Origin of the sequence: Croceicoccus marinus (genome assembly GCF_001661675.2) — a bacterium.
GTDB lineage: Bacteria > Pseudomonadota > Alphaproteobacteria > Sphingomonadales > Sphingomonadaceae > Croceicoccus > Croceicoccus marinus.
Map to the genome: position 1 here is coordinate 2,821,834 of NZ_CP019602.1, position 26,262 is coordinate 2,848,095.

Annotated in this window: 30 protein-coding genes; 16 read left to right on the forward strand and 14 right to left on the reverse strand. The window is 66.8% G+C overall.

Features of this window, described 5'->3' with window-relative positions:
• Positions 1-43: 43 nt before the first annotated feature.
• The 4 genes from A9D14_RS13375 to A9D14_RS13390 are packed head-to-tail and all read left to right on the forward strand — an operon-like array spanning position 44 to position 3,502.
• Positions 44-733 (forward strand): protein-L-isoaspartate O-methyltransferase family protein, encoded by a 690-nt coding sequence (locus tag A9D14_RS13375; protein ID WP_232468597.1) that lies wholly within the window; start codon positions 44-46, stop codon positions 731-733.
• Positions 733-2,199: a TolC family outer membrane protein gene (locus A9D14_RS13380; protein WP_066847369.1), complete on the forward strand. Its 1,467-nt coding sequence runs from the start codon at positions 733-735 to the stop codon at positions 2,197-2,199. The genes A9D14_RS13375 and A9D14_RS13380 overlap by 1 nt, the downstream gene beginning before the upstream one ends.
• An 18-nt stretch (positions 2,200-2,217) precedes the next feature.
• Positions 2,218-3,084, forward strand: a complete 867-nt coding sequence (locus A9D14_RS20095) for a DUF2497 domain-containing protein (protein ID WP_066847371.1) — start codon at positions 2,218-2,220, stop codon at positions 3,082-3,084.
• A gap of 52 nt (positions 3,085-3,136) precedes the next feature.
• The gene (locus A9D14_RS13390; RefSeq protein WP_066847374.1) at positions 3,137-3,502 is read left to right on the forward strand and encodes a (2Fe-2S) ferredoxin domain-containing protein; all 366 of its coding nucleotides are present in this window, start codon (positions 3,137-3,139) and stop codon (positions 3,500-3,502) included.
• On the opposite strand, the gene A9D14_RS13395 is transcribed toward A9D14_RS13390, so the two are convergent.
• Positions 3,499-3,807, reverse strand: coding sequence for a hypothetical protein (locus tag A9D14_RS13395; protein ID WP_066847376.1), 309 nt, complete (start codon positions 3,805-3,807; stop codon positions 3,499-3,501). The two genes, A9D14_RS13390 and A9D14_RS13395, sit on opposite strands and share 4 nt — an antisense overlap.
• 152 nt (positions 3,808-3,959) lie before the next feature.
• On the opposite strand from A9D14_RS13395, the gene A9D14_RS13400 reads away from it, so the two are divergent.
• From A9D14_RS13400 to xth, 3 genes are all read left to right on the forward strand, one after another.
• The gene (locus tag A9D14_RS13400) at positions 3,960-4,391 is read left to right on the forward strand and encodes a CBS domain-containing protein (protein WP_066849225.1); all 432 of its coding nucleotides are present in this window, start codon (positions 3,960-3,962) and stop codon (positions 4,389-4,391) included.
• 67 nt (positions 4,392-4,458) lie between these two features.
• Positions 4,459-4,800 (forward strand): iron-sulfur cluster insertion protein ErpA, encoded by a 342-nt coding sequence (gene erpA, locus A9D14_RS13405; protein WP_066849227.1) that lies wholly within the window; start codon positions 4,459-4,461, stop codon positions 4,798-4,800.
• A 13-nt stretch (positions 4,801-4,813) separates the two neighbouring features.
• Positions 4,814-5,590 carry an exodeoxyribonuclease III gene (xth, locus tag A9D14_RS13410; RefSeq protein ID WP_083987932.1) on the forward strand — a complete coding sequence of 259 codons (777 nt, stop codon included), beginning with the start codon at positions 4,814-4,816 and terminating at the stop codon, positions 5,588-5,590.
• A 59-nt stretch (positions 5,591-5,649) separates the two neighbouring features.
• On the opposite strand, the gene A9D14_RS13415 is transcribed toward xth, so the two are convergent.
• The 6 genes from A9D14_RS13415 to dnaQ all read right to left on the reverse strand — a co-directional run bounded on the left by A9D14_RS13415 (position 5,650) and on the right by dnaQ (position 9,459).
• Positions 5,650-6,324, reverse strand: a complete 675-nt coding sequence (locus A9D14_RS13415; protein WP_066847380.1) for a cell wall hydrolase — start codon at positions 6,322-6,324, stop codon at positions 5,650-5,652.
• Positions 6,325-6,550: 226 nt separating this feature from the next.
• On the reverse strand, positions 6,551-6,874 hold the full coding sequence (locus A9D14_RS13420) for a DUF1491 family protein (RefSeq protein ID WP_066847382.1): 324 nt from the start codon (positions 6,872-6,874) through the stop codon (positions 6,551-6,553).
• Positions 6,875-6,878: 4 nt separating this feature from the next.
• Complete coding sequence (locus A9D14_RS13425; protein WP_066847384.1) at positions 6,879-7,370, reverse strand: PaaI family thioesterase; 492 nt, start codon at positions 7,368-7,370, stop codon at positions 6,879-6,881.
• Positions 7,360-7,821, reverse strand: a complete 462-nt coding sequence (locus A9D14_RS13430; protein WP_066849232.1) for a PTS sugar transporter subunit IIA — start codon at positions 7,819-7,821, stop codon at positions 7,360-7,362. Before A9D14_RS13430 ends, A9D14_RS13425 begins: the two co-directional genes overlap by 11 nt.
• Before the next feature lie 267 nt (positions 7,822-8,088).
• Positions 8,089-8,673 (reverse strand): ribosome hibernation-promoting factor, HPF/YfiA family, encoded by a 585-nt coding sequence (gene hpf / locus A9D14_RS13435; protein ID WP_066847386.1) that lies wholly within the window; start codon positions 8,671-8,673, stop codon positions 8,089-8,091.
• Between the two features lie 69 nt (positions 8,674-8,742).
• Positions 8,743-9,459 (reverse strand): DNA polymerase III subunit epsilon, encoded by a 717-nt coding sequence (gene dnaQ, locus A9D14_RS13440; RefSeq protein ID WP_066847388.1) that lies wholly within the window; start codon positions 9,457-9,459, stop codon positions 8,743-8,745.
• 118 nt (positions 9,460-9,577) lie between these two features.
• On the opposite strand from dnaQ, the gene A9D14_RS13445 reads away from it, so the two are divergent.
• The gene (locus A9D14_RS13445; RefSeq protein WP_066847390.1) at positions 9,578-10,579 is read left to right on the forward strand and encodes a ligase-associated DNA damage response exonuclease; all 1,002 of its coding nucleotides are present in this window, start codon (positions 9,578-9,580) and stop codon (positions 10,577-10,579) included.
• Positions 10,580-10,591: 12 nt separating this feature from the next.
• On the forward strand, positions 10,592-12,187 hold the full coding sequence (locus tag A9D14_RS13450) for a cisplatin damage response ATP-dependent DNA ligase (RefSeq protein WP_066847392.1): 1,596 nt from the start codon (positions 10,592-10,594) through the stop codon (positions 12,185-12,187).
• A 10-nt stretch (positions 12,188-12,197) separates the two neighbouring features.
• Here the strand turns inward: A9D14_RS13450 and wecB are convergent, their stop codons facing one another.
• From wecB to A9D14_RS13475, 5 genes are all read right to left on the reverse strand, one after another.
• A complete protein-coding gene (gene wecB, locus A9D14_RS13455) occupies positions 12,198-13,313 on the reverse strand; it encodes a non-hydrolyzing UDP-N-acetylglucosamine 2-epimerase (protein WP_083987933.1) in 1,116 nt (371 codons plus the stop codon).
• A 100-nt stretch (positions 13,314-13,413) separates the two neighbouring features.
• Complete coding sequence (locus A9D14_RS13460; RefSeq protein ID WP_066847397.1) at positions 13,414-13,968, reverse strand: gamma carbonic anhydrase family protein; 555 nt, start codon at positions 13,966-13,968, stop codon at positions 13,414-13,416.
• Positions 13,965-14,549, reverse strand: a complete 585-nt coding sequence (locus tag A9D14_RS13465) for a GNAT family N-acetyltransferase (protein ID WP_066847399.1) — start codon at positions 14,547-14,549, stop codon at positions 13,965-13,967. Before A9D14_RS13465 ends, A9D14_RS13460 begins: the two co-directional genes overlap by 4 nt.
• Positions 14,546-15,535: a porphobilinogen synthase gene (gene hemB / locus A9D14_RS13470; protein WP_066847401.1), complete on the reverse strand. Its 990-nt coding sequence runs from the start codon at positions 15,533-15,535 to the stop codon at positions 14,546-14,548. The genes A9D14_RS13465 and hemB overlap by 4 nt, the downstream gene beginning before the upstream one ends.
• Positions 15,536-15,584: 49 nt before the next feature.
• On the reverse strand, positions 15,585-17,123 hold the full coding sequence (locus tag A9D14_RS13475; protein ID WP_066847404.1) for a M23 family metallopeptidase: 1,539 nt from the start codon (positions 17,121-17,123) through the stop codon (positions 15,585-15,587).
• A gap of 228 nt (positions 17,124-17,351) precedes the next feature.
• Between A9D14_RS13475 and A9D14_RS13480 the strand changes: the two genes are divergently transcribed.
• From A9D14_RS13480 to A9D14_RS13505, 6 genes are all read left to right on the forward strand, one after another.
• The gene (locus A9D14_RS13480) at positions 17,352-19,964 is read left to right on the forward strand and encodes a helicase-related protein (protein WP_066847407.1); all 2,613 of its coding nucleotides are present in this window, start codon (positions 17,352-17,354) and stop codon (positions 19,962-19,964) included.
• Positions 19,961-20,272: a S4 domain-containing protein gene (locus tag A9D14_RS13485; RefSeq protein ID WP_232468599.1), complete on the forward strand. Its 312-nt coding sequence runs from the start codon at positions 19,961-19,963 to the stop codon at positions 20,270-20,272. Before A9D14_RS13480 ends, A9D14_RS13485 begins: the two co-directional genes overlap by 4 nt.
• Positions 20,273-20,341: 69 nt before the next feature.
• A complete protein-coding gene (fdxA, locus tag A9D14_RS13490) occupies positions 20,342-20,680 on the forward strand; it encodes a ferredoxin FdxA (protein WP_066847410.1) in 339 nt (112 codons plus the stop codon).
• A 342-nt stretch (positions 20,681-21,022) separates the two neighbouring features.
• On the forward strand, positions 21,023-21,553 hold the full coding sequence (locus tag A9D14_RS13495) for a CarD family transcriptional regulator (protein ID WP_066773380.1): 531 nt from the start codon (positions 21,023-21,025) through the stop codon (positions 21,551-21,553).
• Positions 21,554-21,776: 223 nt separating this feature from the next.
• Positions 21,777-22,577 carry a head GIN domain-containing protein gene (locus A9D14_RS13500; protein WP_157668234.1) on the forward strand — a complete coding sequence of 267 codons (801 nt, stop codon included), beginning with the start codon at positions 21,777-21,779 and terminating at the stop codon, positions 22,575-22,577.
• Positions 22,578-22,668: 91 nt separating this feature from the next.
• On the forward strand, positions 22,669-22,998 hold the full coding sequence (locus A9D14_RS13505) for a hypothetical protein (protein ID WP_066847413.1): 330 nt from the start codon (positions 22,669-22,671) through the stop codon (positions 22,996-22,998).
• 12 nt (positions 22,999-23,010) lie between these two features.
• Here A9D14_RS13505 and A9D14_RS13510 read toward each other — a convergent pair whose 3' ends face one another.
• Positions 23,011-23,970, reverse strand: a complete 960-nt coding sequence (locus tag A9D14_RS13510) for an L-threonylcarbamoyladenylate synthase (protein WP_066847416.1) — start codon at positions 23,968-23,970, stop codon at positions 23,011-23,013.
• A 64-nt stretch (positions 23,971-24,034) separates the two neighbouring features.
• On the opposite strand from A9D14_RS13510, the gene A9D14_RS13515 reads away from it, so the two are divergent.
• Entirely contained in the window at positions 24,035-24,877 is an 843-nt protein-coding gene (locus A9D14_RS13515; protein WP_066847419.1) for an ATP-binding protein, read from the forward strand.
• Here A9D14_RS13515 and A9D14_RS13520 read toward each other — a convergent pair.
• On the reverse strand, positions 24,874-26,247 hold the full coding sequence (locus A9D14_RS13520; protein WP_066847421.1) for a PQQ-dependent sugar dehydrogenase: 1,374 nt from the start codon (positions 26,245-26,247) through the stop codon (positions 24,874-24,876). The genes A9D14_RS13515 and A9D14_RS13520 overlap by 4 nt on opposite strands.
• Positions 26,248-26,262: the final 15 nt, after the last annotated feature.

Sequence of the window (26,262 nt, forward strand, 5' to 3'; positions counted from 1 at the left end):
ACCGGCCCGCATTTCGGGCGCGATCCGCGTGAGAGAGTTTCCCATGGCCAGTGCCGCGACCCCCCAGCCCGACCATACGCCCGCAAGCGACCAGAATGTCGCCATCGCGCGCAAGGCGATGATCGACAGCCAGCTGCGCCCCAGCGGGATCAGCGATGCCAGGATACTGGCCGCGATGGCCAGCGCCCCGCGCGAACAATATGTCGCCGCCGACCAGCGCTCCATCGCCTATATGGACCGTTCGGTGCCGCTGGGCGAAGGCCGGTCGCTGACCGCCCCCTTCGCGCAGGCGATGCTGCTGCAGACCGCGCGCCCGGTCGAAACGGACAAGGCGCTGCTGATCGGCGGGGCGACCGGCTATCTGGCCGCGCTGCTGGCGCCGATGGTGGCCACGCTCGACGTGGTGGAGCCCGCGACCCGGCTGGCCAGCATCGCTGGCAGCAAGGCGGGCGACTGGCACGACGGCCCGCTGGACCAGGGCCATCCCCGCAACGGGCCCTATGACCTGATCGTGATCGATGGCGCGGTCGAGAAGCTGCCCCCCGCGATCGGCAGCCAGCTTGCCGCCGGCGGGCGGCTGGTGACCGGCGTGGTCGAGCGCGGGGTGACCCGTATCGCCATCGGCCGCAAGGCCGGGACGGCAGCCGACGCGCCCGTCGCGCTGCAGACGCTGGCCGAAACGGGCATGCCCGTGCTGGCGGAATTCAAGGAAGAGAAAGGCTGGAGTTTCTGATGCCACCAGGGGGAGGGGTCGAGTTGTTGAGGCGTGCGCTGCTTGCCTGCGCCGCGGGCGCATTGATCGTGTCGCCCGCGCAGGCCGATACGCTGCGCGGCGCATTGGCCAATGCCTATAACAGCAATCCCACCCTGCTGGCCGCCCGCTACGATCTTCGCGCGATCGACGAGAATGTGCCGATCCAGAAGGCGGCCGGCCTGCCCGACATCGGCGCGCAGGGCCAGTATGCGGAAACCCTGAAGCAAAGCGAGAACTCGTTCTCCGCCCCCGACCGAGTGTTCGGCGCCAATGTGGAACTGAACGTGCCGGTCTATTCCGGCGGCGCGGTGAAGTATTCGATCAAGGCGGCCAAGCAGCGCGTGCAGGCCGGGCGCGCCGAACTGCGCGCGACCGAGGCTTCGATCTTCAGCCAGGTCGTCGCAGCCTATATGGACGTGATCCGTGACGAGGCGGTCGTCCGCCTGAACCGCCAGAACGTCGCGGCGCTGAGCGTCAACCTGGAAGCGACCAGCGACCGGTTCGAGATCGGCGACCTGACCCGCACCGATGTCGCGCAATCCGAATCGCGGCTTGCCATTGCGCGCAGCGACCTGACGACGGCGCAGGCCAATCTGATCGGCAGCCGCGAACGCTATGTGCAACTGGTCGGCGTGGTGCCCGATTCGCTCGAGGCGCCGCCCCCGCTGCCGGGCCTGCCCGAAGAGCCGCAGACCGCCGTGGCCGTCGCGCTCGACCGGAACCCCGACCTGATCGCGGCGCGCGAACGCAGCGAAGCGGCGCGCTATGACATCGAGGTTGCCGGATCGCGCCGCCTGCCGCGCGTGTCGGTATTCACTGGCGGCGACTACACCGATTATCTCGGCACGCTTGGCAATGGCATCATCGGCGCCGATTTCGCGCAGCGGGAAACCTCGGCGCAGGCCGGCGCGCGCATCAGCATCCCGATTTTCCAGGGCGGGCTTCCGGCGGCGCAGGAACGCCAGGCGCAGGCGCAGGCCGCGTCCACCTTCGAAACCCAGATCGCCATCGAGCGCGACGTGATCGCCCAGGTGCGCAGCGCCTTTACCGCGTGGCAGGCCTCGATCCTGGTGATCGATTCGACTACCTCCGCCGTGTCCGCGGCGCAGCTCAGCCTTGAAGGCGTGCGGGCGGAAAACTCGGTCGGCAATCGCACCGTGCTCGACATACTCGACGCCGAGCAGGAGCTGCTGATCGCCGAGGTGCAATTGGTGACCGCGCGGCGCAATGCCTATGTCGCGGGCTTCTCGCTGCTGGCGGCGATGGGCCTGGCCGAGGCGAACGACCTCAACCTCGATGTCGGCGGTCCGCTCTATGACCCGGCGATCTATTACGAATCGGTCGACGATTCGATCTTCGACTGGCGTTTCGAACCGGATCCTGTGGCTGGGGCGACGCGCACCGTTGACACGCCCGCGCAAGACGCGACAATCCCCGGCGAATAGCGGCACGGGGATCAGGACATGGCGCAGAAGGACGGCGAGGCTTCGGTCGAGGACATATTACGCTCGATCAAGCAGGTAATTTCGCGCGAAGACGGGCCTCGGCGCTCGGCGGACACGTTCGCCCGCGATGCCGCGCGCGAGAATGGCCAGCCGGTGCCCGAGCGGCCCGCCAGCTTCTCGCCCTATAATTTCACGCGCCCCTCGCCCTTTGGCGCGCGCCCGGCAGAGCCTGCGCCCCCCGCCCAGCCTGCGGAGGACGAGATTGCCGACGACGGGCGCGCCGACGTGTTCGACCTGCGCAGCCTCGACAGCGATGCGTTCGAGATGGACGAGCCCGAGGAGCGCGAGGCGGAAGCGCGCAATTCCGGCGAACCGGACATCGACTCCCATTGGGAGCACGGCGATCCCGTCCAATGGGCAGGCCGCGAGCACGCCGGGGAGCATGATCACGGCGCTCCGCAGGACCCGCAATACGAATACGAAGAGGGGTACGACTATCCGGAGGAATCGGACGTTCCCGGGGTCGAGGAACCGCTCGAACTGATCGAACCCGCTCCTGAACCGTCGGCAGAAGCGCAGCCCCGGCAGGTATCCGCGCCCGCAACCGAACCGGATCCGCACCCCCAGCCTGCCCCCCAACGCAGCGCGGGCACGACCGAGGGGCTGATCGCGGGCGCTGCCGCCGATGCGCTGCGCGATCGTTTCTCGGCCCTGCAGCAGGCTGCCAACAAGCCCGCCGCGCCGCCCCCCGCGGGCAATCCGATGGAAGACATGGTGCGCGACATGCTGCGCCCGATGCTGAAGCAATGGCTGGACGACAACATGCCCGCCATGGTCGAGACAATCGTCGAGCGCGAGATTGCCCGCATCACGGGACGCCTCTGATCCGCGGGAGGACGCCGCCGCTGCGCCGGTGGCCGTTCGCCCGCATGTCGCCTTGCCGCAGGCCGCCGCCACGCTGACCGCGATCGGCGGCGGCGCGCCGTTCACGCGCCACATCTTCCTTTGCGCCGACCAGACGAAGGCCAAGTGCTGCCCGCTGACGACGGGGCTGGAAAGCTGGGATTACCTGAAGAAGCGGCTTGCCGAACTGGGGCTGGACCGCAAGGGCGGCATCATGCGAAGCAAGGCCAATTGCCTGCGCGTCTGTGTCGCCGGCCCGCTGGCGGTCGTCTATCCCGAGGGGGTCTGGTACTGGGGCTGCAAGCCCCCGGTGCTGGAACGGATCATTCAGGAACACCTGATCGGCGGCACGCCTGTCGAGGAGCACCGCCTGTATCCCGCCGAACAGGTCGCGCCCTAGCGGTCCTCCCAGGCGTCCTTCGCCTCATCCCCCAGGCGGTCGTCGATCGATTCGTCGTGTCCGGTGCCGTTGGACAGAAACACCAGCCCCATCAGCGCCGCGACCAGCATCATCATGAAACCGATGCCCAGGCCCCATGCGATGTAGAAATGGATCGACAGCAGGCCGTTCTCGTAAGTCAGCCATGCCAGCACGATCCCGATGGTCGTCAGGGTCAGCGCCAGCATGCCCTTCATCATCCGCTTGTACCGTCCCCAAGCAAAGGCGGCATTGTCGGGATCGTCGAGCGGGGAACGTCGAGTCATGCCATGCTAGATGGCGATTACGCTGCGCACTGGCAAGCAAAGACGAACAGTGGCATCATGCGCGCGTCGGATCGGCCTTTCGCAACATCAGCGGGGCGTTCAGATCTCGCGCGAACCGGCCGGTCCCCATGTTGAACGGGGAAGGCAAGCCTATGAATATCGCACAGATCATCGCCCATCGTGACGCAGGGGTCGTTACCTGCCGCGCGGATCATTCGGTCGCCGAAGCGGTTGCCCTGCTGCGGGCGCACCAGATCGGCGCCATGCCAGTGGTCGACGAAACCGGCGCGGTGCAGGGAATCTTCTCGGAACGCGACGTGATCCGCTGCCTCGACGAGCTGGGCGCAGATGCGCTTTCCGCCCCGGTCAGCGACGCCATGACCTCGCCGCCGGTAACCGCCTCGCCGCAGATGTCCGAACCGGAAGCGCTGGGACTGATGACCATGCGCCGGATCCGCCACCTGCCGGTGGTGGAAAACGGACGCATGATCGATTTCGTGTCGATCGGCGATCTGGTGAAGGCGCATATCGACCAGATCGAGCAGGAGGCCAGCGAGATGCGCAACTATATCCGCAGCGCATGACGCCGCGCCGACCCGCCAGCCCCGCGCATGCCTTGCCGCGCGGGGCCGCGCGCCCTATCTGATGGCCATGGAACAACAATCGGCCCCGCCCATCCAGCTCAGCACGAACGCAGCCCTGCGCGTCGCCACGATCGCGCGCAAGCAGGGCAAGCCCGCGATCCTGCGGCTGGTGGTGGAAGGGGGCGGCTGTTCGGGCTTCCAGTACCGCTTCGGCCTGACCGAGGCTGTGGAAAGCGATGACGTCACCGCCGAAACCGATGGCGTGACGCTGGCAGTGGACGAGGTCAGCCTCGATCTCGTGCGGGGCAGCATCGTGGATTACGTCGAATCGCTGGGCGGATCGGCGTTCAAGGTCGAAAATCCCAATGCCGCGGCGGGTTGCGGCTGCGGTTCCAGCTTCGCCGTCTGATCCACGCCGCCAGATGAAGATCGCCAGCTTCAACATCAACGGCGTCAAGGCGCGCCTGCCCCGCCTGCTCGAATGGCTGGAGGAAACACGGCCTGACATCGCCTGCCTGCAGGAGATCAAGTCGAGCGACGACACCTTTCCCGCGCATGAGTTCGAGGGCACCGGCTATACGCCGATCTGGCACGGGCAGAAGGGCTTCAACGGCGTCGCCATCCTGTCACGCGGGGACGAGCCTGCGACCGAGGTGCTGCGCGGCCTGCCCGGCGATGACGAGGATACGCATTCCCGCTATCTGGAAGCCGATTACAAGGGCGTGCGCGTCGTGTGCATCTATCTGCCCAACGGCAATCCGGTTCCGGGGCCCAAGTTCGACTACAAGCTGGCGTGGATGCAGCGACTTCGCACCCGCATGACGCAATTGCGCGCGGACGAGATCCCCAGCATCGTCATCGGCGACTATAATGTCATTCCCGAGGACAAGGATGTCTGGTCGCCAAAGGCGATGGCGGGCGACGCGCTGATGCAGCCCGAATCGCGCGATGCCTGGTTCCGCCTGATCGGCGACGGCTGGACCGATGCGCTGGACCTGCACCACCCGCGCGGGGGCATCTGGACCTTCTGGGACTATCAGGCGGGCGCCTGGCAGCGCGACCACGGCTTTCGCATCGATCACGCACTGCTGTCGCCCGAACTGGCCGACCGGCTGGTCGCCAGCGGCGTCGACAAGGCGCACCGCGGGCGCGAAAAGGCCAGCGACCACGCCCCGGTCTGGGTCGAATTGCGCGACTGATCTTCGGCCGGTTCGGGGGGCTGGGCCGGCGCGGGAGAACCGATCGCGCCGGCGCGCGGTCAGCGATAGAATATGTGATTGTCGATCTGCGCCAGCCGGGTCATCTTCCGGTTCCAGCGCGGGTTGACGTAGTCGGCGTGGAAATACAGCGCGCCCTCGGCCACGCTCTGCCAGCCGTTCTGGTCCGCGATCATCGCCAGCTTCTTGGCGCGCTGCCACGCGCGGCTGGCCTTGTTGATCGCGGGCATCGAATTGCCGCGCACGAAGCTGAACTGGTGCCGCTGATAGACGACGCCGCAATAGCTCGACGGGAACTGGGGCGATGCGGCGCGGGCCACGATGACGCGCGCGACGGCCAGCTGGCCATCCAGCGGCTCACCCTTGGATTCGTGATAGATCGCGCCGGCCAGGCAATTGAGGTTCTGGTCCAGGCTCGACGGAGTCGGAAGGCCCGACAGGTAATCGCCAAGGTTCGATGCCATGGGCACCGCGTTCTGGCTTTCCGCCTCGGGCGTTTCGGGGATCGACTGCACGACCGGCTGCGATACGAAACCGCCTGCCGCCGACTTGTCATCCCGCTGGGTGGTGACGGATTCCGCCACGTTGTCTATGGCGTCCACGGGCATGTAGTCGCCCATTTCCGCATGTGCGCGGGTGCCCTCGAAACCGAACAGGGCGATGCCCGCCATGACAGCCAGCGACAGCGCGCTGGCGCCTTTAACCTTACGGCCCATCAATAAATCGATCGAATGCGGTGAACGCACCTGTCGCAAAGTGTCCGCAGGCTGGCACCATGGGTGCCGGGAAATTCATGCCTTGCGGAACAGACCCTGCCGGTCGCCCCCCGTCTGCGCGCTTGCCCACCGATGCCGATCTGCACCCGATAGCTGCCTACGCCCGTCCGTTTACGAGGCGCTATCTGTGTTTGTGGCGAGAATGGGTCAACCCGCAGGTTCCCGATTACCCGATAAAGCGTTCTACCTGTGCGATTTCGAGATCGAGGATCCAGCAATCTGCGTCCTGATCGCCGCGCTTTTCCAGATAGGCGGAAAATTCGCGTTCGTTTTCAATCGGTTGTTCGCGCGTGCGGGTCCATTTGCGATTCCCGTCCAGATCCGGCATCCGCTCGTACAGACATAAACTGTCGCCGCGATGCCTTGCGGCTATCAGTATCGTGCCTGCATCGCGCTCTCCCTTGCGAAGTATTGTCGCGAAACCGCCGGCGTCGTTTACCGCCCTGACCAGTCCCGAAACCTCGATATGGGCAGGCAGGCGCGATTCCACTGCCTTATTTGCCCGATTCGCCGCTGCCCGGACCGCCGGCGCGATAGCCCGGCAGGCCCGAAAGCGGGATCTGCGATCGCATGAAGGTGCCGGTCGCGCGCCCTACCTCCTCACCCTCTTCGTCCAGCAGGCGCGATTCGGCGACCAGCACCCGCCGCCTGCCGCTGATCCAGCGGCCCTCGGCGCGGACCGGTCCGCCCTTGATCGGACGCAGGAACTGCATGTTGAAAGAGGTGGTGAGCAGGAAGCGGTCGCTGATCAGCGTATTGGCTGCATAGAACGCCGCATCGTCGAGCATCTTGAAATAGATCGTGCCATGCGCCGCGCCGGCGGCATGGAACATGCTGTCTTCGACGTCGAAGCGGATCGTGGCCGCGCCCTCGCGCTCGATCGTCAGGACCGAGCGGAAGGTGCCGTTGATCGGAGCGGAGGCGTAGAGCCGTTCGAGAGCGCGCCAGTGCAGCGACGCGCCATCGGCGGAGGGATCAGGCGGCATCCCGCTCGGACACATCGGCCAGCAGTGCATAGACCGCTTCGTCGCCCGGCGCCTCGACCAGCCGGTCGCGCATGCGGTCGTCGCGCATGGTGCGGCTGATCGCCGCCAGCGCATGCAGATGCATCGCGCCCGACTTTTCGGGCGAGAGCAGGCCGAACACCAGTTCGACCGGCATGCCGTCTGCGGAATCGAAGGATACGGGCGATGCCAGGCGCAGGAACACGCACACCGGCTGCGACAGCCGGTCCAGCCGCGCATGCGGGATCGCGGTGCCCCGGCCAAAGCCCGTGCTGCCCAGCTTCTCCCGCTCTTCCAGCGCCTCCAGCACGGAATCGCGGTCGAGCGCGTAAACCGAGGCGAAACGGTCCGCCAGCGCTTCGAGCACTCCCTGCTTGTCCGCCGCGTCGCAAGTCGCGACTGCCGCGGGATCGAGTACGAATAGCGATGTCATCGTTTCGTTTTCATCATGTCTGCGGCCCCCCAAGGGGGCCATCCCAGGTCCGAATGCCCGTATCGTGCCGGGCAAGAGCCTGCAAGGCAGGCCCATCGCGACGGGCGCGCCCTGCGGGCAGGATCCATTGCCCACCTCGGCGGGCGCACCCTGCGCCGATGGCTTCATCGCATGGAAGCCTTGGCAAATTGCTAAGAGCTGCCTGCAGAAGCATCATCGGCAAGGGGCCGGAGTTCTGTCCGGTCCGGGCGCGAAATCGGCCCGAAATCAGCTGGCCGCGGACGGTTCCACCCAGCCGATCGTCCCGTCAGAGCGGCGATAGACCATATTATGCCGGCCAGTGCCAGCATTTTTGAAGAACAATGCCGGGGTGTCGCGCAGGTCCAGCATCATCACCGCGTCCGACACCGAGGTTTCGGGAATATCGGTGCGCGTCTCGGCCACAATCGCGGGTGCATCGTCGCTGCCGTCGACTTCATCATCGGTATCCGCTTCTGTAACGGAAAAGACGGTATAGGCCGCACTTTCTTCGCGCAAAGCGTGATCCGCCTGCGAATGCCTGTCCTTGAGCCGGCGCTTGTAGCGGCGCAACTGCTTTTCGATCTTGGCGACGGCCTGGTCGACCGCCTGATGCGCGTCGCGCGCCTTGCCGTGACCCTTCAGGATCAGGCCCTGCATGACATGGGTGACGATGTCGGCGGTAAAGCTGTCATGCGGACCGCGCCCAAGCGTGACCTGCGATGAGATGGCGCGATTGAAATATTTGTCGACGATTCCCGTCAGCCGTTCCGCGGCATGTTCCTGAAGGGCTGCACCGGTTTCGACCTGGTGACCGGAAACGCGAATATCCATCGACTACTCCTTCGTCTTATTTCCGCCCCTTATCGTGGCGGGGGGCTTGCCGCCGTTCAGGGTCGCCGCTCACGCCCTCCTCGCCGGAGGCTGGGCGACGCCCATATCCCAGATGGGGTCGGTCAGCGTCGCTATAAAGGCCGAATGTGCCGCCAATTCGGCATCGCTGGCAAAATGCGGGCGCGGTTCGCGATAAGGCCGGTCGACCCGCACCGCAGCTGCGGTGGTCCGCTGCGCGGGCGCGGCCATCTCGGCCGCCAGTTCCAGCCCGATCTGCCGCCCGCCGGTCAGCTCGACATACAGCTGCGCCAGAAGTTCCGCGTCGAGCAGCGCGCCATGCCGGGTGCGGTGCGACCGGTCGATGCCGTAACGCGTGCACAAGGCGTCCAGCGAAAGCTTCGCCCCCGGATGCCTGCGCCGGGCGATCGCGACCGTGTCGACCATGCGCGTCATGCACACCGCGGTCCGCTGGCAAAATTCCAGCTCGGTATTCAGGAAGCCGAAGTCGAAGCCCGCATTATGCGCGACCAGCGGGGAATCGCCGATGAACTCCAGCAGTTCGTCCACCCGCTCGTGAAAGCGGTGCTTGTCGGCCAGAAAGGCTTCGGACAGGCCGTGCACGGCCTCCGCCTCGGCCGGCATCGACCGGTCGGGATTGAAATAGGCGTGGAACACGTTTCCCGTGGCCACGCGGTTTATCATTTCGATGCAGCCGATCTCGACAAGGCGGTCGCCGTTACGCGGGTCGAGTCCGGTCGTCTCGGTATCGAAGACAATCTCGCGCATGGTGATTTTATGCGCCGCCCCGCCGCGAGAGGCAAGCATAACCGGCACGCGGAACGAAGCTTCGTGGCAGCGCATTTCAGCACCATGTCGGTTGCCCGTTTCCCAATGCGCCTCCCCCATGCGTGACTTCGGCTGGATCCGCGCCGAACCGCACGGCATCCATGTCGTGCCCTGCAATGCGTGGATCGATCCGGCAAAACCGGTCGAGCGCGCCCTCATCACCCACGGCCACGCCGACCACGCGCGTGGCGGTCACGGCGAGGTATTCGCCACCCCCGAGACGCTGGCGATCATGGGGCTGCGCTATAATACCGGCGAGGAGGGCGTAGGCGTGCCCCTGCGCGAGCCCCTGGATCTGGGTTGCGGCGTGACAGCAAGCTGGCACCCGGCGGGCCATGTGCTGGGCAGCGCGCAGATCCTGCTGGAACATGCCGGGGAACGCGTCGTCGTGACCGGGGACTACAAGCGCCGCCCCGATCCGACCTGCCCGCCCTTCGAGGTGGTCCCCTGCGACATCTTCATCACCGAGGCGACCTTTGGCCTGCCCGTCTTCCGCCACCCGCCGATCGAGGAGGAGATCGCCAAGCTGACCAATGCGCTTGCCGCCGCGCCCGATCGCTGCGTCGCGGTCGGCGCCTATGCATTGGGCAAGGCGCAGCGGGTGATCGCCGAACTGCGGCGGCTGGGGCACCACGATCCGATCTATCTTCACGGCGCGCTGGAAAAGATGTGTGCGCTTTACGAAGAACACGGCATTTCGCTTGGCGAACTGCGCCCCGCGACCGGCGCCGCCAAGGACGAGATGCGCGGACACGTCGTCGTCTGCCCGCCCTCCGCGCTCAACGATCGGTGGAGCCGGCGCCTGCCCGATCCGATCACCGCGATGGCCTCGGGTTGGATGCGCGTTCGCCAGCGCGCGCGGCAGCGCAATGTCGAACTGCCGCTGATCATCTCGGACCATGCCGACTGGGACGAGCTGACCGCCACGATCCAGGAAGTCGACCCGCAGGAAAGCTGGATCACCCATGGGCGCGAGGAAGCGCTGCTGCGCTGGTGCCAGCTCCACCAGCGCCGCGCCCGCGCGCTGGCCCTGATTGGATACGAGGACGAAGATGACTAGGGGGGACGACTGATGCAGGCCTTTGCAGCCCTCCTCGACCGGCTGACCTATACCAATTCGCGCAATCGCAAGCTCGAGCTGATTGCCGATTACCTGCGCGTCACGCCCGACCCGGATCGCGGCTGGGCCCTGGCCGCGCTGACCGGAGAGCTCGACTTTACTGCGGTCAAGTCCAGCATCATCCGCAACCTGCTGACCGAACGCGTCGATCCGGTGCTCTATACGCTGTCGCGCGATTACGTCGGCGACACCGCCGAAACCGCCAGCCTGCTGTGGCCCGAACCGCTGGGCGAACAGCCGCCAGAACCATCGCTGGACGAGACGGTGGCGCTGCTGCGCGGCATGACGCGCGCCAATGTCGCTATGGAACTACCCCGCCTGCTCGACCGGCTGGACGCGAACGGACGCTATGCGCTGATCAAGCTGGCGACCGGCGCGATGCGGATCGGCGTGTCGGCGCGGCTGGCCAAGACGGCCTTCGCGCAGGCGTTCGAGGTAGATGTCGAGGATGTCGAGGAATATTGGCACGGCGTCGATGCGCCCTACGAACCGCTGTTCGACTGGGCCGCGAAGGGCGCCGATCCGCCGCGCCTCGACCTTGTCCCGCTGTTCCGCCCCTTCATGCTCGCCCACCCGCTGGAAGAGCGCGAGGTCGATCTGTCGGACTATGCCGCCGAATGGAAATGGGACGGCATTCGCGTGCAGATCGTCCACACGGCGGGCAAGACCCGCGTCTATTCGCGTTCGGGCGACGACATATCGGACACTTTTCCCGAAATGGCCGAAGCGCTGCCCTTTCCTGCGGTGCTGGACGGCGAATTGCTGGTGCTCGGCAGCCATCAGGGCGGAGAGGAAGGCGGCGCAGCCAGCTTCAACGCGCTGCAGCAGCGGCTGGGCCGCAAGACCGTGTCGAAGAAGATGCTGCGCGACTATCCCGCCTTCGTGCGCCTGTATGACGCGCTGCTGATCGATGGAGAGGATCTGCGCGAACGACCGTGGAGCGCGCGAAGGCTTGCGCTGGAATCGCTTATGGAACGGCTTGATGATGGCAGATTCGACCTGTCATCGCTGATTTCGGCGCAGGATTTCACTACGCTTTCCGATCTGCGTGAGAAGGCGCGCGACTCCGCGATCGAGGGCATCATGCTCAAGAAACGCGATTCGCCGTATGTGGCGGGCCGTCGGTCGGGCCTGTGGTACAAGTGGAAGCGTGACCCGCTGCTGATAGATTGCGTGCTGATGTATGCCCAGCGCGGCAGCGGCAAAAGGTCCAGTTTCTACTCAGATTTCACCTTCGGCTGCTGGGACGGCGATCCGGATCAGGGCGCCGAGCTGCTGCCGGTCGGCAAGGCCTATTTCGGCTTCACCGACGAGGAACTGAAATTTCTCGACCGCCATGTCCGGCAGAACACGGTGAAACGCTTTGGCCCGGTGCGCGAGACGGACAAGTCGCTGGTCTTGGAAATCGCCTTCGATTCGGTCCACGCCAGCAAGCGGCACAAATCGGGTCTAGCCATGCGTTTCCCGCGCATCCACCGCATCCGCCGCGACAAGCCGGCGCACGAAGCCGACCGGATCGCGGCGCTGCAGGTCATGGTCAAGGACTAGGCGCGAACGGTCAGGCCGTCAGCGCCATCTCGCGGGCCAGCAGGTCGCGCGCCAGGCGCGAGGCGATACGCTCGGCAGCCTGCCCGTCGCCGAAGACATGGCTGGGTCCGGGCGCGGGCCGGGCAAGCGCGGCCTGCGCCTCGTCCAGCAGCAGCGCGGGATCGGCGCCGACCAGCCGCGCGGTGCCGGTCATCACCGCCTCGGGCCGTTCGGTCTCGCTGCGCAGCACCAGCAGCGACCGACCCAGCGCGGTCGCCTCCTCCTGCACTCCGCCGCTGTCGGACACGATCAGCCGCGACGCGCGCATCAGCCGCAGGAACGCGAAATAGCCCAGCGGCTCGACCACATGAATGCGCGGCACGCGGCCCAGCAGGTCGCGCAGCACCTCGTTCTCCGCCCGCGGGTGCAGCGGCATGACCAGCTCCACCTTCTCGCGCGCGACCAGGGCGCGCAGCCCCTCGGCGATGGCGCGCAGATCGCCTTCGGCCAATTCGCGGCGATGCACCGTCGCCAGCACGATCGGCCGCTTGCCCGCCCGCGCTAGCAGCGGCGCGATGTCCGCGCCCAGCGTATCGTCGGCATCGATCCGCCCCAGCGCCCAATAGAGCGCATCGATCACCGTATTGCCGACATGATCGACGAAAGGCTCGTCGATTCCTTCGGCGACCAATGCCTGCGCCGCGGCCCGCGTGGGCGCGAAATGCCAGTGCGCGATGCGCGAGACCATCCGGCGATAGCCTTCTTCGGGCCACGGCCTGCCGATATGGCCCGACCGCAGGCCCGCCTCGACATGGGCGACCGGGATCTGGCGATGAAAGGCGGCCATGGCTCCGGCCAGGGCAGTGGCGGTATCGCCCTGCACCACGACCGCGCGCGGGCGCTGCCTGTCCAGCGCGGCGCCGATACTGGTCGTCAGACCTGCCACAAGCGCGCCAATATCGGGTGCAACCGGGCGCATCAGTCGTTCGTCGGGGACGATCCCGGCGGCATCGAGGACGCCCTGCCCCAGTTCCTCGTGCTGACCGCTATGGCAGAAGCGCACCCGCATGCTGCCGGCATTCGCCAGCGCCTGCACCACGGGGACAAGCTTGATGATCTCCGGACGCGTTCCGGCAACGACGAGCACTGACAAGGATTGCGACCCTCTTGATATGGCGCCACCAGAACCCGATGCCGCTAAATCCTTGTTTCAACATATGTTTAAATATTCAACCCACAGCGTGTAATTATTCCGCAAGCGCTTGCAGGTGGCTGCGGGCATTCTCGACATAATGCTCCACGCCTTCGGCCATCCCAGCCAGCGCATCGTCGGGAAGTTCGCGCAGGAACCTGGCCGGACGCCCGACCCACAATTCGCGCGGGCCGATCCGCTTGTTCTCGGTCACCATGGCACCGGCCCCGACCATGCCCTGCTCGCCGATCACCACGCCGTTCATCACGATCGCGCCCAGCCCGACGAAGCCCGCGCGTTCGATGATGCAGCCGTGGATCATCGCCATGTGGCCGATCAGAACATCATCGCCGATGATGGTCGGCCAGCCATCGGGCTGCCCGGGCTTGGGACTGTCGCAATGGACGACGCTGCCGTCCTGTATGTTGGTCCGCGCACCGATGCGGATGGCGTTGACGTCGGCGCGAATGACGCAATTGTACCAGATGCTGGCATCGGGCCCGATCTCGACATCGCCGATGATCCGGCAGCCCGGCGCGACGAAGGCGCTGGGGTGGATGCGCGGCGTATGGCCGTTGATAGACACTATGGTGACATCGGGTCGGTTCATCGGTTTTCCTCCCATTGGCGGCGCGTGATCGACCAGACGGCGATGTTCTTGGCCCAGGCGGCGTCGCCCTCGGCCTCGAAGTCCAGATCCTTGCGCCGCTCCATTCCCAGCCGCAGCATCAGGCCCCAGCTTGGCGTGTTTTCCAGCACCGTCAGGGCGATCATGTACGGCGCCTCAAACCGTTCGAAGCCAGCGTGCATGGCCGCCGAAGCCGCTTCCTTCGCATAGCCTTGCCCCCAGGCATCCTGGCGAAAACGCCAGCCGATCTCCATGTCGCCCAAGGGTCCCGGCGACAGGTTCGCGCGCTTCAGGCCGCAGAAACCCAGTATCTCGCCCGGCAGATGCCCGCCGTCGTCCTTGCGCTCGACCACCCAGAAGGTGAAACCGAAGTCCCGGCGATAGGCATCCAGCCGCTCGATCATCCCGCCCGCGCGGGTATCGTCCAGAACGCCGCCCAGCCAGCGCATGACGTCCGGCGTGTTGGTATGCCGCAGGAACGGCTCACGGTCCGCCACGGTCCAGTCGCGCAGGATCAGCCGTTCGGTCTCCAGCCGGAACGGCGTATCGGCGTCGACGTTCATCCCAGCAATTTCGCCGCCAGCGGCGCGTGATAGGTCAGCACCCCGCTCGCCCCGGCGCGCTTGAAGGCGGTCAGCGTCTCGAGCACCAGCGCGTCGCGGTCGCCCGCGCCCGCCGCGGCGGCAGCCTCGATCATCGCGTATTCGCCGCTGACCTGATAGGCGAAGACGGGCACCTGGAACATCTCCTTCACCCGCCGCACGATGTCGAGATAGGGCAGGCCCGGCTTCACCATCACGCTGTCCGCGCCTTCGGCAAGGTCAAGCTCGACCTCGCGCAGCGCTTCCTCGGCATTGGCGGGGTCCATCTGATAGGTCTTCTTGTCGCCTTTCAGCAGGCCGCCCGATCCCACCGCATCGCGGAACGGGCCATAGAAGGCGCTGGCATATTTGGCGGCATAGGCCATCAGCTGGACATTGGCGTGGCCGGTTTCCTCCAGCCCTTCGCGAATGGCGGCGATGCGGCCGTCCATCATGTCGGAGGGCGCAACGATATCCGCGCCCGCACTGGCCTGGTTCAGCGCCTGCTGCACCAATGCGTCGACCGTTGCATCGTTCACGACATAGCCCGCTTCGTCCAGCAGGCCGTCCTGCCCGTGGCTGGTATAGGGATCGAGCGCAACGTCGGTCAGCACACCGATATCCTCGCCGCAGGCATCCTTGATCGCGCGGATCGCACGGCACATCAGATTGTCGGGATTATGCGCCTCGCTCCCGTCCTCGTCGCGCAGATGGCCGGGCGTGTTGGGGAACAGCGCAAGGCACGGGATGCCCAGCGCCACCGCTTCCTTCGCCCGGGCCGCGATTACGTCGACCGATCCGCGCGATACGCCGGGCAGCGATCCGATCTCCTCGGTCACGCCCTGCCCCTCGGTCACGAAAACGGGCCAGATCAGGTCGGCGGGCGTCAGCACCGTTTCGCGATAGAGCGCGCGGCTCCACGCGCTGGCACGGGTGCGGCGAAGGCGAAGATTGGGATAGCTGCTCATGGCGAATGCATCTGCCCGATGCGCGCTGCGTTGGAAAGAGGCGACCGGGTCAGCCCGGCGCGTTGGACAGCCGGTCGGCTTCGCGCTGCGGCTCGGCCGGAAGGGCGCTCGCTGGTACAAGCGGTTCCAGCGCCGCGCCGGGCTTCACCTTCTTCAGCTCGATCAGCTGGCTTCGGAACTGGCGCAGTTCCGCCGCCGAAAGCTGCTGGCGCACCACGAAATCGACCGAGGCCGGATTGATGGCCCGTCCGTTGCGATACATTTCGTAATGAAGATGCGGGCCGGTCGACAGCCCGGTCGATCCGACATAGCCGATCACCTGCCCGCGCTTCACCCGCTGGCCGCGATTGACCGCGATCCGGCTCATATGTGCATAGCCTGTGGCCAGCCCGCCCCCGTGATTCAACTTCACGAAATTGCCGAAGCCGCCGTTGCGGCCCGCCATGATGACCGTGCCATCGGTGACGGCAAAGATCGGCTGGCCCGAACGCGCCCGGAAGTCGAGGCCGTTGTGAGGCCGGCGGATCTTGAGGATCGGGTGGCGGCGCATGCCAAAGCCGGACCCCACCGCGCCATTGACCGGGCGGATCAGACCTTCGCGCAGTTCGCCCTGCCCGTTGGCGTCGTAGAAACGCCCGTCCTTGCCCCAGCGGAGCAATTGCGCGCGCGGCGATCCGCGCCGGTCGAGCCCGGCGTAAAGCACGTCGCCCACCTCGACCTCGCCCGTTTCGGCGCGCTTGTATGCGATGACCATGTCGAAATTGTCGCCCGCGCTGACTTCGCGGTTGATGTCCAGCGCATCGCCCAGCGCCTTCAGATATTGCTGCACCGACTTGGCCGGCGCGCCCGCCGCCCGCGCAGCGCGGTACAGGCCCGATCCGACAGTGCCGGTGATGCGCAGCGGCGTATCGTCGACGCGGATCACCCGGCGTTCCAGCGCCAGCGGTCCGCCTTCGCGCGCGACGGCCAGTTCCAGGTCGAGCCGGGCGCGGAAGGTCAGGTTCTCCAACGGGCGGGGCTGGCTGGGATTGGCGCGGCGGCCCAGGCGGATGTCGAAGCTGGTGCCGCCGCCGATCTGCTCCAGCGGAAGCGCGTTGCCGATCAGCTCCTCCACCCGCGCGGCGTCATTGCCGCTGACGCCCGCGCGGCGCAGCATGGCGGCCAGCGTATCCTCCTTGCCCAGCGTGGCGGTCAGTTCGACAACCGGGCGTTCGGGCGCATTGGCCAGCGGCAAGACCAGCCGCGAGGGGCCCATGCGCCGCCCGCTGTCGGCGCCGAGCGCAAGCGGGGTGATCATCTGGCTGCGATATTCGTCGCGCTCCTCGTCGCTCAGCCGCGCGGGCGCAGCGGCGTGCAGCGCGGAGAAATCCGGCCAGAACGCGAAGGCCACGATGATCAGCGAAACAAGCAGCCCAAGCGAGCGGAACCAGCGCGCGCTGCCGATGTCGGAACCGAGGTCCCCGACCCATTTCTCGGCCAGCGTCGTACCTGAAGGAACCTTGGGCGTCGGCGTTTCGGGCGGCCGGGTTTCGGCCCGGGCGGCACGCATCGCTCGCACCGCGCTTCTGCCATCGCTTGCTTCGGTCATAGACGTCCGGGCATCGTTCATACGGGCCATGTTCAGGGCGCAGGTTGCTGCGCGCCTTTCGTGTGAGCATCGATCCTGCCGCGCCGAAACTTAATCCACGCTCAAATTCGCGGAGGGATCGACGAACGGAGACGGACTTGCGGCAAACCGTTGTATTTGAACCCGATGGGGATTGCCGCCTGCCGATCCCTTGCGGGGGCGGGCGGGCGATGCCACATTCGGCAGGCGATGAGTTCGCCTTCCATCAAGGCCGTTCTGGGCCCCACCAATACCGGCAAGACCCATTTGGCGGTGGAACGGCTTTGCGCCCATTCCAGCGGCGCGATCGGCTTTCCCCTGCGGCTGCTGGCCCGCGAGGTCTATGACCGGGTGGTCGCGATCAAGGGCGCTCGGCACGTGGCACTGATCACCGGGGAAGAGCGGATCGATCCGCCCGGCGCGCGGTGGAAGCTGTGCACGATGGAAGCGATGGACCGCGACGCCGACCTCGCCTTCATCGCCATCGACGAGGCGCAGCTGGGCGCGGACCGCGAACGCGGCCATGTCTTCACCGAGCGCCTTCTGAATGCGCGCGGCCGCGAGGAGACGATGATCCTGGGCTCATCCTCGCTCACCCCGATGGTGCAGGCGCTGGAGCCCGAGGCCGAGATCGTCACCCGCCCGCGTTTTTCCACGCTCAGCCATGCCGGGCCGGTGAAGCTGTCGCGCCTGCCGCCGCGCAGCGCGGTCGTCGCCTTCTCGGCCGAGCAGGTCTATGCGGTCGCCGAAATGCTGCGCCGTTTCCGCGGCGGCGCCGCGGTCGTCATGGGCGCGCTTTCGCCGCAGACGCGCAACGCCCAGGTCGAGATGTTCCAGTCGGGCGAGGTCGATTATATCGTCGCCACCGACGCGATCGGCATGGGCCTCAACCTCGACGTCAACCATGTCGCCTTTGCCAGCCTGGCCAAGTTCGACGGCGAGCGGCGGCGCAGGCTGACCATCGCCGAAATGGCGCAGATCGCGGGCCGTGCCGGGCGCCACCAGACCGACGGCACCTTCGGCACTCTGGCCGGCGACGGCGACGCGGAATTTCGCGACGACGAGATCTTCGCGATCGAGAATCACAGCTTTCCCGCGCTTCAGCGGCTCTACTGGCGCGATGCGCGGCGGCGGCTGACCTCGCTCGACACGCTGATCGAGGATCTGGAGATGCCGCCCGATCATCCGGCGCTGGCGGCCGCGCCCGAGGCGATCGACCTGACCGTCGCGCGCATGCTGGCCTCGGAACCCAGGATCGCCGAAGCCGCCCGCGGCAAAGCGATGGTTGGGCGGTTCTGGGATGCCTGCTCTTTGCCCGATTTCCGCCAGCTGGGGGCCGAGCACCACGCCCGCTTCGTCGCGCGGCTGTGGCAGGAACTGTCCAGCGGCAGCGGCCATATCGCGCATGATTTCGCCGCCGCCCGCATTGCCGAGCTGGACCGCACCAGCGGCGATATCGGCACGCTGCAGGGCCGGATCGCGGCGATCCGCAGCTGGTCCTATATCGCGCAGCGACCCGACTGGCTGCTGCAGCGCGAGGAGATGGCGGAGCGCGCGCGCGGCGTCGAGCGCAAGCTGTCAGAAGCGCTCCACGCCCGGCTGACCGAGCGGTTCGTCAATCGCCGCACCGCCGTGCTGATGCGCAAGCTGGGCGCGGATGCCGGGTTGCTGCCGGTCACATTGGGCGAAGGCGATGCGGTATTGGTCGATGGCGAGGAGATCGGCCGGCTGGAGGGTTTCGCCTTCCAGGTCGATCCGCAGGCAAGGCTGGAGATGCGGCGCCTGTTGCTGGCGGCGGCGGAGAAGCATCTGCCCGCGCTGCTCGACAAGCGGGCCAGCGAGCTGCTGGCCGACACGGCGGAGAGCCGGAACCTGGCATGGAATGGCGCGAAACTGGCATGGAATGGTCACGATTTGGCGCAGCTGCGCCCCGACCGCGACATGCTCGAGCCGGTGATCGTGCTCGCACCCGGCCTTTCCCTGCTGAATCCGGCGCGCAGGGCCGGGATCGAGGCCGCGCTGGGCGATTGGCTGGCGAAGGAGCTTCGATTGCTCGACCCGCTGCGCAAGGTGGCCGAAGCGGCGAAGGACCTGGCGTCGGGTCCCGAGCTGCGCGCGCTGCTGATCCGGCTGGCCGAGCAGGGCGGGATCGCCGACCGCGATGCCTCGGGCCTTGTCGATCTGTCGCCGGAGCAGCGACAGATGATGCGCAGGCTGGGCGTGAAGATCGGCGCGCTCGATGTCTTCATGCCCGCGATGCTGCGCGCAAGGCCGCTTGACCATTGGGCCGCGCTGGCGAGGCTTTTCGGGCAGCAGGTCGCGCCCGTCGAACCGTCGATGGCGGCGGCCATGCCGGCGTCCAGGGGGCCGGTTCCGCTGGGTTACCGCAAGGCGGGGGACCGCTTCGTGCGGATCGACCTTGCCGAGCGGTTGCTGCATGCCGCGCATCAGCGCCGCAGCCGCTGGGCGGAGACGGGGCGCAAGCGGCACCGCAACCCGCCGCGTTTCGCGCTGGACCCGACCATGGCGCTGTCGATGGGCCTGACCACCGGCGCCTATGCCCATTTGCTGCGGCAGGCGGGCTTTACCGCCGACGCGCCCGCCAGCTGGCCCGAGGGCAAGTTCGGCCCGCCCACTCCGCCGCGCTGGCGGTGGCGGCCGCGCCGGGCCGACCCGGCGCAGCGCCCCGCATCCGGAGTGAAACCCGGAACGAAATCGGGGCCGAGGACCGGAAAGGGCGACCGCGGCGGCAGGCCCGCGCGCCCGGCCCCGCGCCCGGTGCCCGGCAATCCGTTCGGCGATCTGGCGGAACTGCTTTCGTGACGAGCCAGCCGGTCGCGCCCGCTGTTGCCTCGCTGCGGATCGACCGGCTCTTGTGGATGCTGCGGCTTGCGGCCAGCCGCGGCGCAGCGCAGGATATCGTCGCGACAGGCCATGTGCGCCGCAACGGCCAGCGCGTGACCCGCATGGCGCAGCCGGTCTGCGCGGGCGACGTGCTGACGGTGCCGGTGGGCCGATCGATCCGCGTCATCGCGCTGGATTCGCTGCCCGCGCGGCGCGGTCCCGCCGCCGAGGCGCAAAGCCATTACCGCGATCTTGCGAACCACACGCAAGAGAAGCCAATCGCTTGACGATCGGGAATCGGCCCCATAGCAGACCGGATGGAAAAGCCACTCGGGGCCTCTGAGGGATAGATTGAAATGACTTACGTCGTCACCGATGCCTGCATCAAATGCAAATACATGGACTGCGTCGAGGTTTGCCCCGTCGACTGCTTCTATGAGGGTGAGAACATGCTGGTGATCAATCCCAGCGAGTGCATCGATTGCGGCGTGTGCGAGCCGGAATGCCCGGCCGAGGCGATCCTTCCCGATACCGAGAACGGGCTTGAGAAATGGCTTGAGATCAACACCCAATATTCCGCCGAATGGCCGAATATCACGATCAAGCGCGAACCTCCCGCCGATGCCGACGAGCATAAGGGCGAAGAGGGCAAGTTCGACAAGTATTTCACCACCGAACCCGGCCAGGGCGACTGATTCCGCACCCCTGACGGCGCATATGCGTCTGAAAACTGGTGGAAAATGACATCATGTTAACCGCGTAGTTCCGCGCGGTTGCGGGCTCTTTTGCGTTTTGCGCACGAGACTCGCTTTTCCCGTCATTTTATGGTAAAAAACGCAACGGCTGGCGGAAATTACTCCGACCAGTCTCGTCAGGAAAGGCGATTATTCCCGCAGGCACAGCTTCGCATTGGGCCGATGACCTCGGCGCAAGAAGGAGATTTGGCTTCCCCCCGGACAAGGCGGCTTCAGCCGTCTTTTCTACGCCGGACCCGGATGAAGCTGCAGCGGGACGCATTGCCAGAGAAAGGACTCTGCATGACTGCCAAGGCACTTGCCTTCGACGTCGGTGACTATGTCGTTTACCCCAAGCACGGTGTCGGCCGCGTGATCGAGCTGCAAAGCCAGGAGATCGCCGGCATGCAACTCGAACTCTATGTTCTGCGCTTCGAGAAGGAACGCATGACCCTGCGCGTTCCGGTCAACAAGGTCGAATCGATCGGCATGCGCAAGCTGTCGTCGGACAAGACGCTGCGCGAGGCGATGGACGTTCTCAAGTCCAAGCCCAAGGTGAAGCGCACCATGTGGTCGCGCCGCGCGCAGGAATACGAAGCCAAGATCAATTCGGGCGACCTGGTGTCGATCGCCGAAGTGACGCGCGACCTGTTCCGCGCCGACGACCAGCCCGAGCAGAGCTATTCCGAACGCCAGATCTTCGAAGCCGCGTCCAGCCGCCTGGCGCGCGAACTGGCCGCGATGGAAAAGACCGACGAACCGGCCGCACTCGCCAAGATCCTCGAGATCCTGAACGAATATGCGCCGAAATATTACGAGCAGCAGACCGCCTGATCTGCCTGCACGCAAGCCTGTCGAAGGGGCCGCCGGAGCGATCCTGCGGCCCTTTTCGCTGGTTGCCGGTAATGACGGGGCCGGTAATGATGATGACCGGGCGTTGTCCGGCCGAAGTCGTTGGCAGAGCGTCATCGCCCGTTCGCCGATCCCGGGCGCCCCTGCCTTGCGGAGCCATGGGTCCATAGTGTATTGCATCTGTAATACAGTTATGGAGCAGACCATGTCCGACAAGCGGCCAATCGACAATCTGGGCGATTTCATCTCGGCAGTGGCCGGGGCGGCAATGACCAAGGCGTTCACCAATCTCGACAAGTTCGACGTCGACCTGAAGAAGGTCGGCAGCAATTTCGGCAATTTCGGCGAAAGCATGCGCGCCGCCTGCGAAACGGGCGTGGCGCTGCACGAACTGGACCTGACCGAGGCGAATATCCGCAATGTCGCGGTCCTGGGCCCCGACGATGTCGCCATCACCCGCGGCGACCGGGCGGCGATCGTGGTCGAGGGCGACGAGGGCGCGGCCAATGCGATCCGTTTCCAGCTGGAAGACACCAAGCTGTCGGTGATGCGCCTTGGCGGCAGGCGCCAGAACGGCAGCGCCACGGTCAGGATCACCCTGCCCCGGCTGCGCAAGATCGCGGTGGCGGGATCGGCGTCGGTCCAGTGCGACACGATCACCGGCAAGAAGGCGCGGATCTCGATCGGGGGATCGGGCAGCGTGCACTGCGAGGAGATCGAGGTCGAGCAGCTGAAGATCCGGATCATGGGCTCAGGCTCGGTCACCGCGAAGGGCCGCGTCGGCACGCTGTCGCTGAAGATGGCGGGATCGGGCAATGTCGCGATGGCCGGCGTCAGCGTCGACACCGCCAATGTCAGTATGGCGGGGTCGGGCAATGCCAGCTTTGCCAGCGACGGCGACGTGTCGGGCAGCATGGCGGGATCGGGCAATGTGACCGTAAAGGGCCGCGCGCGCTGCGCGGTCAGGGGTGTCGGATCGGGCCGGCTGGTGTGCGAACCGGCCTGAGGCCGCGCATTTTACCGGGTACATCCGGCCGGTTCATCATTCGTCCATCGGTCGGGATCATGCTAGGCGGCATTCGAAGGAGAATGCCCCCATGCGTCTGCGCCTAGCCTTGCCGGTTGTGATGATTGCCCCGCTGCTGACCGGTTGCCTTGGCACCGTGGTCGATGTCGTCACCTTGCCGGTCGATATCGCCAGCAGCGCCTTCGACGCCGCGACCACCAGCCAGAGCGAGGCGGACGAGAACCGCGGCCGCGAATTGCGCAAGCGCGAGGAACGGCTGGGCAAGCTGGAGCGGCGCTATGGCAAGGAAATGGACGACTGCGAACGCGGCGACGAAAAGGCGTGCGAGGAAGCGCGCCGCATCTATGCCGAAATCCAGGAGCTTCTGCCCTCGGTCCCGGTCGAGCCTTCGCGCCGGTAGCCTTGGGGTCGATCAGGCCGCGGCGCGGGCAAGCCGGTCGTTGATCGCGGCGCCGATGCCCGCCTTCGGGATCGGCGCGACGGCGATGCGCGGCTGCGCGCTCTCCGCCGCGCGGTGGAGGCAGGCGTAGAGGCGCGCGGCGGCTTCGAACAGATCGCCGCCGGGCGAAAGGCTGGTGTCGCCCGCGATATCCGCGAAACCGATGTGATATTCGTCGCCGCGGGCCTGTGCGGCGTTCAGGCGCACGGGCTTGCCGGGGGCGTAATGGCTGTCAAGCTGGCCGGGGGCTTCGATCGCGCCGCCGGTGGGCCGGGTGTCGGGGTCGGTGCCCAGCACTTCGCGCAATTGATCCGCCGTGACCGGTCCGGGGCGCAGGATACGCCAGCCCCCGGCGTCCAGCGCGACGATGGTCGATTCGATCCCCTGCTGCGCCGCGCCTGCATCGATCACCAGGCCGATCCTGCCGTTCAAGGAACGGGCGACATGCTGGGCCGTGCTGGGGCTGATCGCGCCGCTGCGATTGGCCGAGGGTGCGGCCAGCGGAAAGGCGCAGCGCCGCAGCAGCGCCTGCATCGCGGGATGCGCGGGGCAGCGGAGCGCGACCGTCGGCAGGCCCGCCGTCACCGCATCGGCGAGCGGCGCGCCGGGCAGGCGGGGAAGCACCATCGTCAGCGGTCCGGGCCAGAAGCGCGACGCCAGATCGGCGGCGCGCCGGTCGAACCCGGCGAGGCGGCGGGCCGCATCGCTATCGGGCACATGCACGATCAGCGGGTTGAAGCTGGGCCGCCCCTTGGCCGCATAGATCGCCGCCACCGCCGCATCGCTGTCCGCGCGGGCGGCAAGGCCATAGACCGTCTCGGTCGGGACGGCGACCGGCTGGCCAGCTTCCAGCGCGCTGGCGGCGCGTTGCAGCGCGCCCTCTCCCATCGGGAGGATCTCGGGTCCTGCGGGATCGGCATTGGCAGCGCTCATGCGCGCTCGCTATAGGGTCTGGCAGCCAGCGACAAGATCATCCGATTGAAGGCCGCCACCCGACATGTCCGATAGCGAAACCAATTCCCTGCTTGCCCGCATCGCCGCCGCGCTTGAACGGATCGCCCCTGCCGATGACGGGGCGAGCGATCCCGATGCGCTGCCCGCCTATGGCTGGGATGGTGCGGTGCTGCGCGGGCACGATCGGATCGACGCGCCGCCCCTGCCCCTGCTGCTTGGGATCGACCGGCAGCGCGATGTGATCGCCGCCAATGTTCGCCGCCTGGCCGAAGGAGCCGAGGCGCATGACATGCTGCTGTGGGGCGCGCGCGGCATGGGCAAGTCGGCGCTGGTGCGGTCCTCGGTCGTGGCGGCGCGGGACACGGGCGACATCGCGCTGGTGCAGGCGGCCAGCGACGTGCTGCACACGCTGCCCGCGCTGTTCGCCCGGCTGAAGGGGCGCGTGCGGCGCTATCTGGTGTTCATCGACGATATCGGCTTCGACAGCGAGGAAGACGCCCGCGCGCTGCGATCGATGCTGGAAGGCGGCGTGACCCCCCGCCCCGGCAATGTGCGGATCGCGGTGACCAGCAATCGCCGCAATATCGTCGCCCGTACGCAGGGGCAGCAGGACGACCCGGTGAATGCGCGCGACGACATGGACGATGCGCTGGCGCTGGCCGACCGGTTCGGCCTGTCGGTCGGCTTCCACAAATGCGACCAGGACGACTATCTCGCCATCGTGGCGGGCTATGCCCGGCATTACGGGCTGGACTGGAACCGCGACGACCCGGACAACCGGGACGAGGCGCTGAACTGGTCGCGCAGGCGCGGTTCACGATCCGGCCGGGTGGCGCGGCATTATGTCGCCGAACTGGCGGGCCGCGCCGGGCGCGCGCTCGACTAGTTGTCGGCGGGTTCCTGGCTGGCGGCGGCGGGGGTGCCGGTCACGCGCCAGATGATGCCGCCGGTATCGTCGCTGACCAGCAGGCCGCCCGCATTGTCCCAAGCCAGCCAGGTGGGGCGGCCATGGGTCGTCTCCAGGTCATCGCCCAGGAAGCCGGTCAGCACCGGGACCGGGGGGACGTCCTGCGGATTGCCGCGCTCGTCAAAGGGGACGAACACCACGTCGTATCCCGCCGGCGGCGAGCGATTCCACGACCCGTGCCGCGCGACGAAGGCGCCGCTGGTGAACGGCTGGCCCAGCGCTCCGTCATTGGCGAACACCAGCCCCAGCGGCGCGACATGCGCGCCAAGCGCATATTCCGGCCAGCGGGTATATTCCTGCAGATATTGCGGGATCGCCGTCTCCACCCGCTCGTCATAATTGAAGCGCCAGTAGATCCACGGCCAGCCATATTGCGCGCCGATCGGCACGTTGGTCAGATAGTCGGGCGGCACGTCGGGGCCCAGCATGTCGCGTTCGTTCACCGTGGTCCACAGCTCGCCGCTGTCGGGGTTGAAGGCAAGGCCCATGGGGTTGCGCATCCCGCTGGCGAACTGGCGGCTTGTCTGGGTGGTGAAATCATATTCGTAGATCGCGGCGCGGCCCTGTTCGGCGGCCATGCCGTTCTCGCCGATATTGCTGGCCGAACCGACGGTGACATACAGCCGCTCGCCGTCCGGGCTCAGCAGCAGGTTGCGCGCCCAATGGTTTCCGCCGCCGGGAAGCGCCATCAGCTGCCATTCCTGGCCCCTGGCGATGGTGGTGTCGCCCGGCGTGAAGGGAAAGGACAGCACCGCGTCGGTATTGGCGACGATCAGCCGCCCGTCGCGCACAGCCATGCCGAACGGCGACTTCAGCCCGTCCAGCAGCACGCTCTGGCTATCGGCGGATCCGTCATTGTCGGTATCGCGCAGCAGCACGATGCGGTCGGGCGAAGGCACCCCTGCCCCTGCCCTGCCCATCAGCCAGCCCGCCACGCGGTCGGTGAAGCTGGCGGGCGGCCCGGGCTGGCGATTGGTCTCGGCCACCAGCACGTCGCCATTGTCCAGCACCAGCATCGATCGCGGATGGGTCAGCCCCTCGGCAAAGCGGGAGACGTTCAGGCCCTCTGCCGGGGTCGGCGATGCGCCTTCGTCCCAGCCCACCGGATCCATGATCCCGATGGAGGGGATCGTCTCTTCCTGGATCTCGGCGATCAGCGGATCGGTGCCGGTCAGTTCCTCGTCGCCATATTTGGCGGTATTGGGCTGAAGCAGGTACCAGCCGATGGCGACAATCGCGGCGATGACGATCACGGCGATGATGAGCGATTTGCGAAGCGTGGGAGACATGCCGCCCTAGATAGA

Excerpts from the sequence above, each read along its gene's own strand:
- A9D14_RS13510 (WP_066847416.1), bottom strand. The coding sequence starts at position 23,970 with ATGAGCGCTGCCAATGCCGATCCCGCAGGACCCGAGATCCTCCCGATG.
- fdxA (WP_066847410.1), top strand. The coding sequence starts at position 20,342 with ATGACTTACGTCGTCACCGATGCCTGCATCAAATGCAAATACATGGAC.
- A9D14_RS13505 (WP_066847413.1), top strand. The coding sequence starts at position 22,669 with ATGCGTCTGCGCCTAGCCTTGCCGGTTGTGATGATTGCCCCGCTGCTG.
- A9D14_RS13445 (WP_066847390.1), top strand. The coding sequence starts at position 9,578 with ATGCGTGACTTCGGCTGGATCCGCGCCGAACCGCACGGCATCCATGTC.
- A9D14_RS13430 (WP_066849232.1), bottom strand. The coding sequence starts at position 7,821 with ATGACATCGCTATTCGTACTCGATCCCGCGGCAGTCGCGACTTGCGAC.
- hpf (WP_066847386.1), bottom strand. The coding sequence starts at position 8,673 with ATGGATATTCGCGTTTCCGGTCACCAGGTCGAAACCGGTGCAGCCCTT.
- A9D14_RS13375 (WP_232468597.1), top strand. The coding sequence starts at position 44 with ATGGCCAGTGCCGCGACCCCCCAGCCCGACCATACGCCCGCAAGCGAC.
- A9D14_RS13425 (WP_066847384.1), bottom strand. The coding sequence starts at position 7,370 with ATGCCGCCTGATCCCTCCGCCGATGGCGCGTCGCTGCACTGGCGCGCT.
- A9D14_RS13460 (WP_066847397.1), bottom strand. The coding sequence starts at position 13,968 with ATGAACCGACCCGATGTCACCATAGTGTCTATCAACGGCCATACGCCG.
- A9D14_RS13480 (WP_066847407.1), top strand. The coding sequence starts at position 17,352 with ATGAGTTCGCCTTCCATCAAGGCCGTTCTGGGCCCCACCAATACCGGC.
- hemB (WP_066847401.1), bottom strand. The coding sequence starts at position 15,535 with ATGAGCAGCTATCCCAATCTTCGCCTTCGCCGCACCCGTGCCAGCGCG.
- A9D14_RS13395 (WP_066847376.1), bottom strand. The coding sequence starts at position 3,807 with ATGACTCGACGTTCCCCGCTCGACGATCCCGACAATGCCGCCTTTGCT.
- A9D14_RS20095 (WP_066847371.1), top strand. The coding sequence starts at position 2,218 with ATGGCGCAGAAGGACGGCGAGGCTTCGGTCGAGGACATATTACGCTCG.
- erpA (WP_066849227.1), top strand. The coding sequence starts at position 4,459 with ATGGAACAACAATCGGCCCCGCCCATCCAGCTCAGCACGAACGCAGCC.
- A9D14_RS13515 (WP_066847419.1), top strand. The coding sequence starts at position 24,035 with ATGTCCGATAGCGAAACCAATTCCCTGCTTGCCCGCATCGCCGCCGCG.
- A9D14_RS13380 (WP_066847369.1), top strand. The coding sequence starts at position 733 with ATGCCACCAGGGGGAGGGGTCGAGTTGTTGAGGCGTGCGCTGCTTGCC.
- A9D14_RS13450 (WP_066847392.1), top strand. The coding sequence starts at position 10,592 with ATGCAGGCCTTTGCAGCCCTCCTCGACCGGCTGACCTATACCAATTCG.
- A9D14_RS13520 (WP_066847421.1), bottom strand. The coding sequence starts at position 26,247 with ATGTCTCCCACGCTTCGCAAATCGCTCATCATCGCCGTGATCGTCATC.
- A9D14_RS13495 (WP_066773380.1), top strand. The coding sequence starts at position 21,023 with ATGACTGCCAAGGCACTTGCCTTCGACGTCGGTGACTATGTCGTTTAC.
- A9D14_RS13465 (WP_066847399.1), bottom strand. The coding sequence starts at position 14,549 with ATGAACGTCGACGCCGATACGCCGTTCCGGCTGGAGACCGAACGGCTG.
- A9D14_RS13415 (WP_066847380.1), bottom strand. The coding sequence starts at position 6,324 with ATGGGCCGTAAGGTTAAAGGCGCCAGCGCGCTGTCGCTGGCTGTCATG.
- xth (WP_083987932.1), top strand. The coding sequence starts at position 4,814 with ATGAAGATCGCCAGCTTCAACATCAACGGCGTCAAGGCGCGCCTGCCC.
- A9D14_RS13400 (WP_066849225.1), top strand. The coding sequence starts at position 3,960 with ATGAATATCGCACAGATCATCGCCCATCGTGACGCAGGGGTCGTTACC.
- A9D14_RS13500 (WP_157668234.1), top strand. The coding sequence starts at position 21,777 with ATGTCCGACAAGCGGCCAATCGACAATCTGGGCGATTTCATCTCGGCA.
- dnaQ (WP_066847388.1), bottom strand. The coding sequence starts at position 9,459 with ATGCGCGAGATTGTCTTCGATACCGAGACGACCGGACTCGACCCGCGT.
- A9D14_RS13475 (WP_066847404.1), bottom strand. The coding sequence starts at position 17,123 with ATGACCGAAGCAAGCGATGGCAGAAGCGCGGTGCGAGCGATGCGTGCC.